Origin of the sequence: Kitasatospora sp. NPDC059571 (assembly GCF_042735675.1) — a bacterium.
Lineage (GTDB): Bacteria > Actinomycetota > Actinomycetes > Streptomycetales > Streptomycetaceae > Kitasatospora.
This window is the reverse complement of record NZ_JBHWBW010000339.1, coordinates 1-7,203: the sequence shown is the minus strand read 5'-3', so window position 1 is coordinate 7,203 and position 7,203 is coordinate 1. Positions and strand designations below refer to the sequence as shown.

Annotated in this window: 8 protein-coding genes; 3 read left to right on the top strand and 5 right to left on the bottom strand. The window is 73.9% G+C overall.

From position 1 onward, the window contains the following. Positions 1-132: 132 nt before the first annotated feature. The 4 genes from ACFV0G_RS28605 to ACFV0G_RS28590 form a co-directional block, all read right to left on the bottom strand. Entirely contained in the window at positions 133-375 is a 243-nt protein-coding gene (locus tag ACFV0G_RS28605) for an acyl carrier protein (protein WP_095874994.1), read from the bottom strand. Between the two features lie 81 nt (positions 376-456). Continuing rightward, positions 457-1,488 carry a beta-ketoacyl-ACP synthase III gene (locus tag ACFV0G_RS28600; protein ID WP_380554132.1) on the bottom strand — a complete coding sequence of 344 codons (1,032 nt, stop codon included), beginning with the start codon at positions 1,486-1,488 and terminating at the stop codon, positions 457-459. Next, positions 1,485-2,426 carry an ACP S-malonyltransferase gene (locus ACFV0G_RS28595; RefSeq protein ID WP_380554129.1) on the bottom strand — a complete coding sequence of 314 codons (942 nt, stop codon included), beginning with the start codon at positions 2,424-2,426 and terminating at the stop codon, positions 1,485-1,487. The genes ACFV0G_RS28600 and ACFV0G_RS28595 overlap by 4 nt, the downstream gene beginning before the upstream one ends. A 90-nt stretch (positions 2,427-2,516) precedes the next feature. Continuing rightward, a complete protein-coding gene (locus ACFV0G_RS28590) occupies positions 2,517-3,692 on the bottom strand; it encodes a PucR family transcriptional regulator (RefSeq protein ID WP_380554139.1) in 1,176 nt (391 codons plus the stop codon). 220 nt (positions 3,693-3,912) lie between these two features. Between ACFV0G_RS28590 and ACFV0G_RS28585 the strand changes: the two genes are divergently transcribed. Then, a complete protein-coding gene (locus ACFV0G_RS28585; RefSeq protein WP_380554126.1) occupies positions 3,913-4,689 on the top strand; it encodes a pirin family protein in 777 nt (258 codons plus the stop codon). Positions 4,690-4,717: 28 nt separating this feature from the next. Here the strand turns inward: ACFV0G_RS28585 and ACFV0G_RS28580 are convergent, their stop codons facing one another. Next, positions 4,718-5,551 carry a serine hydrolase domain-containing protein gene (locus ACFV0G_RS28580; RefSeq protein ID WP_380554123.1) on the bottom strand — a complete coding sequence of 278 codons (834 nt, stop codon included), beginning with the start codon at positions 5,549-5,551 and terminating at the stop codon, positions 4,718-4,720. Positions 5,552-5,655: 104 nt separating this feature from the next. On the opposite strand from ACFV0G_RS28580, the gene ACFV0G_RS28575 reads away from it, so the two are divergent. Both ACFV0G_RS28575 and ACFV0G_RS28570 read left to right on the top strand, forming a co-directional pair. Next, complete coding sequence (locus tag ACFV0G_RS28575) at positions 5,656-6,153, top strand: MerR family transcriptional regulator (protein WP_380554120.1); 498 nt, start codon at positions 5,656-5,658, stop codon at positions 6,151-6,153. Further along, a complete protein-coding gene (locus tag ACFV0G_RS28570; RefSeq protein WP_380554117.1) occupies positions 6,150-7,154 on the top strand; it encodes an aldo/keto reductase in 1,005 nt (334 codons plus the stop codon). The genes ACFV0G_RS28575 and ACFV0G_RS28570 overlap by 4 nt, the downstream gene beginning before the upstream one ends. Positions 7,155-7,203 lie beyond the last annotated feature (49 nt).

Below are 7,203 nucleotides of genomic sequence, written 5' to 3'. Positions count from 1 at the left end.
GGCTGTTTTGCCGGCCCCAGCTTAGTATGGGCCGGGGGGGGGGGGGGGGGGGCGGGGGGGGGGGGGGGCGCGGGGGGCCGCGCCCCCCCCCCCCCCCCCGGCCGCGGGCGACCGGGCGAGCCGGCCGCGGGGTCAGCTGTTGGCGAGGATGTAGTCCACCGCGTCGCCGACGGTCTTGAGGTTCTTGACCTCGTCGTCCGGGATCTTCACGTCGAAGCGCTCCTCGGCGGCCACGACGACCTCGACCATGGAGAGCGAGTCGACGTCCAGGTCGTCGGTGAAGGACTTGTCGAGCTCGACGTCCTCGGCCGGGATGCCGGCGATCTCGTTGACGATCTCGGCGAGACCTTCCAGAACCTCGTCCTTGGTAGCCATAGCGGCTGCTCCTCTTCGGTGTTGTCTGCGAGCGGTCCGGCGGACCGCCGCACGGGTGTGGTGGGTCGGGGGTGCCGACGCCTAGGGGAGAGTAACGACTGCGGCCGCGTACACGAGACCCGCCCCGAAGCCGATGATCAGGGCCAGGTCGCCGCTCTTGGCCTCGCCGGCCTCCAGCATGCGCTCCATGGCGAGCGGGATGGAGGCGGCGGAGGTGTTGCCGGTCTCGGCGATGTCGCGGGCGACCGGAACGGACTCCGGCAGCTTCAGCGCCTTGATCATCGCATCGGTGATCCGCATGTTGGCCTGGTGCGGGATGAACGCGCCGAGCTGGTCCGCGGTGATCCCGGCGGCGTCCAGCGCCTGCTGGGCCACCTTGGCCATCTCCCAGACCGCCCAGCGGAAGACGGGCTGGCCGTCCATCCGCAGTGCGGGCCACTTGGTCTCGTCGCCGGCGCCGTTGACGGCGTCCTCCTTGGCGAACGCGGTGTCCCACGCCTGGGTCTGCGAGATGACGTCGCGCTGCGAGCCGTCCGAGCCCCAGATCACCTTGCCGATGCCGGGCGTGTCGGACGGGCCGACGATCGCCGCGCCGGCGCCGTCGCCGAAGATGAACGCGGTCGAGCGGTCCGAGGTGTCGGTGAGGTCGCTGAGGCGCTCCACGCCGATCACCAGCACGTACTCGGCGCTGCCGCCGCGGATCATGCCGTCCGCCAGGCCCAGGCCGTAGCCGAAGCCGGCGCACGCGGCGGAGATGTCGAACGCGGGCGCGGTGCCGCAGCCCAGCCGCTCGGCGATCTCGGTGGCGATCGCCGGGGTCTGCTTCAGGTGCGAGACGGTGGCGACGATGACGCCGCCGATCTGCTCCGGAGCGATCCCGGCCTGCGCGATGGCCTTGCCCGCGGCCTGCACCGACATCTCGGCGACGGTCTCCTCGGGGCCGGCCCAGCGGCGCTCGGCGATCCCGCTGCGGGTGCGGATCCACTCGTCCGAGGAGTCGATCCAGGTCAGGACCTCGGAGTTGGGGATCACCCGGACCGGGCGGTAGCCGCCGACACCGTGGATCCGCGAGAAGGCGGCACCGGTCGCGGGCTTGATCTGAGGCGTGGTCATGCGTTGTTCTCCTGAGCGCCGTGCTCGGCCACCAGCGCGCGCGCCTTGTCGAGCTCGGCAGGGGTCTTGAGGGCCAGCGTCGCCACGCCCTTGAGGTTGCGCTTGACCAGGTTGGTGAGGGTCCCGGCGGGGGAGAGCTCGATCACCGCGGTGGCGCCGAGCTGCTGCAGGGTCTCCATGCACAGGTCCCAGCGGACGGGGTTGGAGACCTGCGAGACCAGTCGGGCGAGCACCTCGGCACCCGAGCCGACGACCTCGCCGTCCCGGTTGGAGACGTACGCCACGGCCGGGTCGGCCACCGCCAGGCTCGGGGCCAGCTTCTCCAGCCGGGCCACGCCGGGGGCCATGTGCTCGGTGTGGAACGCGCCCGCCACCTTCAGCGGGATCAGCCGGGCGCCGGCCGGCGGGTCCGCCTTCAGCGCCTCCAGCTGCTCCAGGGTGCCGGCCGCCACGATCTGGCCGCCGCCGTTGTTGTTGGCCGCGGTCACCCCGTGCTCGGCCAGCTTGGCGGCCACCGCCTCGGGCTCGCCGCCGAGCACGGCGACCATCCCGGTCGCGGTGACGGCAGCGGCCTCGGCCATGCCCAGGCTGCGCTCGCGGACGAAGGCCAGCGCGTCGTCGGCGCTCAGCACGCCGGCGAGCGCGGCAGCGGTGATCTCACCGACGCTGTGGCCGGCGACCGCGCCGACCTGCGCCGGGACGGAGGAGTCGGCGAACAGCGCGCCGGCGGTCACCAGACCGGCGGCGACCAGCAGCGGCTGCGCCACCGCGGTGTCCTTGATCTCTTCCTCGGACGCCTCGGTGCCGTAGCGGACCAGGTCGAGACCTGCGACCTCGGACCACTGACGCAGCCGGTCGGCCGCGCCGTCCAGTTCGAGCCAGGGGTTGAGGAATCCGGGAGTCTGAGCACCCTGTCCAGGGGCGACGATTACGAGCACGGTTCAACCCTCTCTCGCCAGGCACCCGTGGACGGGTAGGCGACGACAACGAAGAAAAGCACGCCGGGTTGTGCAGTCCCTACAGCACGGTCAGCCCTGGTCCGCCACCGTTCCCAGACGGCCCAGCGCCAGGGCGATGCGCAGGGTGAACGCCGAACGTACGTCGGATGGAGCATAGCCCGTGACGTCAGTCACACGACGAAGCCGGTAGCGAACGGTATTCGGGTGGACGAAGAGCATCCTCGCGGCTCCCTCGAGCGAGGACGCCTGCTCCAGATAGACACTCAGCGTCTCCAGCAGTGCCGAGCCCGCCTCGTCCAGCGGTGTGTAGATCTCCTCCACCAGCTGCCGCCGCGCCGCCCGGTCGCCGGCCAGCGCCCGCTCCGGCAGCAGGTCGTCCGCCAGCACCGGCCGCGGGGCGTCCGGCCAGGCGGCGCACGCCTTCAGCCCGGCCGCGGCCGCCTGCGCCGAACGGGTCGCCGACAGCAGGTCCGGCACGGTCGGCCCGACCACCACCGGCCCCGGCGCGAACTGGCCGATCAGCGCCTTCGCCGTGTTGAGCGGCTCCTTGTCGCCGCCGACCACCACCACCAGCCGCCGGCCCAGCACCCCGGTCAGCACCTGCAGCTTGGCGTACCGGGCGGCCCGGCGGATCGCCTCCACCACCGCCTCGCTGTCGCCGTCCGGCGCACTGCCCATCACCACCCGCACCTGGCTGGGCTGCCCCCAGCCGAGCGCCGCGGCCCGCGACAGCACACCCTCGTCCGCGTCACCGGAGAGCAGCGAGTTGACGACCAGCGCCTCCAGCCGGGCGTCCCAGGCGCCGCGCGCCTCCGCGGCCTGCGCGTACACCTGCGCCGTCGCGAACGCGATCTCCCGGGCGTACACCAGCACCGACTCGCGCATCCCCGCCTCGTCGCCGGGGGCGGCCACCTCCTCGATGGCCTCCTCCATCACCTCGATGGTGGTGCGGATCAGCTCCACGGTCTGGCGCAGGGTGATCGCCCGGGTCAGCTCGCGCGGCGCGGTGCCGAAGACGTCGGTGGAGATCGCCTGCGGAGCCTCCGGGTGGCGGTACCACTCGGTGAAGGCGGCGATGCCGGCCTGGGCCACCAGGCCGATCCAGGACCGGTGCTCCGGCGGCATCCGCCGGTACCAGGCCAGCTGGTCGTCCATCCGGGAGATCGCCGCGGTGGCGAGCTTGCCGGAGGACTTCTCCAGGCGTTTCAGCGTGGCCGCGCGGAGCTCGGCCCGCTCCTCCGCCAGCCGGCGCTCCTGCGCGGTGAGGCGGCCGCCTCTGGTCGGACGCGGCGGGCGGTCGGCCGGGGCGGCCCTGCGGGCGGCACCCTTCGGCTCGGCGTTGGCACTGTCGGGTTTGGCTGAAGCGGCTGGCACAGGAACAAGACTGCCTCACCGCACGGGGTGCTCGTGCACACCCCCGCCGGTCGCGGCCGGCCGCGCGCCGCCGACCGGCTACCGTGGCGCCGTGACCGACACACGCGAACGCGGCCGGGCAGACCTGCGCCGGGGCCCGGAACGGTACCGCTCCGAGCCGGCCGCCGGCATCGAGACCAGGCACGCCTTCTCGTTCTCCGGGCACTACGACCCGAAGAACACCCACTTCGGCGCCCTGCTCGCCTGCAACGAGGAACTCCTCGCCCCCGGCGCCGGGTTCGAGGAGCACCGGCACCGCGACACCGAGATCCTCACCTGGGTGCTGGAGGGCGCGCTCGCCCACCGCGACACCGACGGGCACGCCGGCGTGGTGCGCCCCGGGATGGTCCAGCACCTCAGCGCCGGATCCGGCACCAGCCACACCGAGCGCAACGTGGCCGGTGCGACCGGCCCGGTCCGCTTCGTGCAGATGTGGCTCCAGCCGGACGCCTTCGGCACCCCGCCCGCGTACGGGCTGCGCCGGGTCGAGCCCGACCCGGACGGGCCCACCCTGCTCGCCTCCGGCCTGGAGCGCGACGCCGGCACCCCCGCCCTGCGGCTGCGCCGCTCGGACGCCGCGCTCTGGCTCGCCACGGCCGGCCCGTGGCAGCCGCTGCCCGCCCTGCCCGCGGCGCCCTACCGCTACGCGCACCTCACCGCCGGCTCGCTCGGCTACCGCACGGTGCCCGGCCCGCAGGGCGGCGGTCGGTCGATGGAGCCGGGCGACAGCGTCCGGATCACCGGCGAGGCCTTCGCCGACCCGACCGCCGGCCCGGACGGCGCCGAACTGCTGCTCTGGGAGATGCACTCGCCGCTGCAGTTCGGCTGACGGACGGGACCGGCGGGCCGAGCGTCGGTCAGCCGCGCAGCTCGGCGAGGACGGCGTCGGTGAACCGCGGCCAGACCTCGGCGGCCCACGGGCCGAAGTCACGGTCCGTCAGGGCGACGGCCGCCACGCCGGCCGCGGGGTCGACCCACAGGAAGGTGCCGGACTGGCCGAAGTGGCCGAAGGTCTCCGGCGAGCTGGTGGTGCCCGTCCAGTGCGGGTCCTTGCCGTCGCGGATCTCGAAGCCGAGCCCCCAGTCGTTCGGGCGGCGGTGGCCGAAGCCCGGCAGCACGCCGGACAGGCCCGGGAAGGCGACCTCGCGGGTGGCCCGGTGCACGGTGGAGGCGTCCAGCAGGGTCGGCGCCTGCAACTCGGCGGCGAACCGGGCCAGGTCGGCCGCGGTGGACAGGCCGCCGGCGCCGGCCGGCGCCCGGTGCGCGGTGTTGATCATCGTCGCCCGCATGCCGAGCGGCTCGAAGACCGCCTCCGCCGCGTACTGCGCGAACGGGATGCCGGAGGCCTTCTCCAGGGTGTCGGCCAGCACGTCGAACCCGGCGTTGGAGTACAGCCGCCGGTTGCCGGGCGGGGCCATCACCCGGTGCTCGTCGAAGGCCAGGCCCGAGGTGTGGGCGAGCAGGTGACGGACGGTCGAGCCCTCCGGGCCGGCCGGGTCGTCCAGGTCGAAGACGCCCTCCTCGACGGCGACCAGCGCGGCGTACGCGCTCAGCAGCTTGGTCACCGACGCCAGCGGGAACAGGTGGTCCTGCACCCCGTGGGCGCCCAGCACCGCGCCGTCCGTCCCCCGCACCACCGCGGCCGCCGCGTTCGGCACCGGCCAGTCCTCGATCATCAGCAAGCTCTGCATGGGCCGACCATAGCCGCCCGGAGGGCGGGCGCGAGTGGCAGGCTTGCTTGGAGTGCACTCCAAGTAAGTAGCGTCGTACCCGTCGCCGACCACAGGGGGCCGAGATGGCACAGCCCGCACCGATCACCGCAGCTCCGCCCAGCTGTGCACAGGCCTACGCCGAGGCCGCCCCGGACGCCGACCGCACCCCGCGGCACACCATCAGCGAGGTCGCCGCCGCCAGCGGCCTGACCGCGCACACGCTCCGCTGGTACGAGCGGATCGGCCTGCTCGACCCGATCGACCGCTCGCACTCCGGCCAGCGCCGCTACAGCGACGCCGACCTGGCCAGGCTGTCGTTCCTCGGCAAGCTCCGGCTCACCAACATGCCGGTCGCCGACATGCTCCGCTACGTGGAGCTGGCCCGCGAGGGCGACCACACGATGCCCGAGCGCTGCGACATCCTCGTCGCCCAGCGCGAGGAGGTCCGCTGGCGCCTCGCCGACCTGCACGCCACCCTGGCCGTCCTCGATTACAAGATCGACCTCTACAACGCGCGGAGCGCGCCCGCCGCTGCCGGCCGCCGCGCCCGCCCCCTCGACAGGAAGCAGAAGAGCGCATGACTCTCCCCACCGCCCCGCTCGGCACCAACGGCCCCGTCGTCGGCATCCAGGGCCTGGGCTGCATGGGTATGAGCGAGTTCTACGGCCCGACCGACACCGCCGAGGCGCTGGCCACCCTGGACGCCGCCCTCGACCTGGGCGTCACCCTGTTCGACACCGCCGACGTCTACGGCTCCGGCCACAACGAGGAGCTGATCGGCCCGTTCGTCCGGGCCAACCGCGATCGCGTGGTGCTGGCCACCAAGTTCGCCATCGAGCGCCGGGCGGACGACCCGCACTACCGCGGCATCCGCAACGACCCGGCCTACATCCGGGCCGCCGTCGACGCCTCGCTGCAGCGCCTGGGCATCGACGTGATCGACCTCTACTACATGCACCGGCGCGACCCGGCCGTCCCGCTGGCCGAGTCGGTCGGGGCGATGGCCGAGCTGGTGCAGGCCGGCAAGGTCCGCCACCTCGGCCTCTCCGAGGTGACCGGCGACGAACTGCGCGAGGCGCACGCGGTGCACCCGATCGCCGCACTGCAGTCGGAGTGGTCGCTGTTCTCGCGGGACGTCGAGCGCACCGCGGTGCCCGCCGCCGCCGAGCTCGGGGTGGCCTTCGTGCCGTACTCGCCGCTCGGCCGCGGGTTCCTGACCGGCGCCTTCGCCGCCGCCGACCAGCTGAGCGCCGACGACTACCGCCGCTACCTCCCGCGGTTCAGCGGCGACAACGCGGCCGACAACGCCGCCCTGATCGCCCCGATCCAGAAGATCGCTGCCGAGCGCGGGGCCTCCGCCGCCCAGGTCGCGCTCGCCTGGGTGCACCAGCAGGCCCAGGTGCACGGGCTGACCGTGGTGCCGATCCCCGGCACCCGCAAGCGGACCCGGCTCGCCGAGAACACCGCCGCCGCCGCGCTGACCCTCACCGCGGCCGAGCTCGCCGAACTCGACCCGATCGCCGGACAGGTGGCCGGCAACCGCTACGCCGACATGACCTTCACCTCGGCCGGCCGCGAGTAGCACCGCCCGCCCGCAGCCCGCTCGACCACGGCCCCGCCCGGGCCCGCCG

What these genes read in the sequence shown, in the direction of transcription:
- ACFV0G_RS28605 (WP_095874994.1), bottom strand. Translation starts at nt 375, where the DNA reads ATGGCTACCAAGGACGAGGTTCTGGAAGGTCTCGCCGAGATCGTCAAC.
- ACFV0G_RS28600 (WP_380554132.1), bottom strand. Translation starts at nt 1,488, where the DNA reads ATGACCACGCCTCAGATCAAGCCCGCGACCGGTGCCGCCTTCTCGCGG.
- ACFV0G_RS28575 (WP_380554120.1), top strand. Translation starts at nt 5,656, where the DNA reads ATGGCACAGCCCGCACCGATCACCGCAGCTCCGCCCAGCTGTGCACAG.
- ACFV0G_RS28570 (WP_380554117.1), top strand. Translation starts at nt 6,150, where the DNA reads ATGACTCTCCCCACCGCCCCGCTCGGCACCAACGGCCCCGTCGTCGGC.
- ACFV0G_RS28580 (WP_380554123.1), bottom strand. Translation starts at nt 5,551, where the DNA reads ATGCAGAGCTTGCTGATGATCGAGGACTGGCCGGTGCCGAACGCGGCG.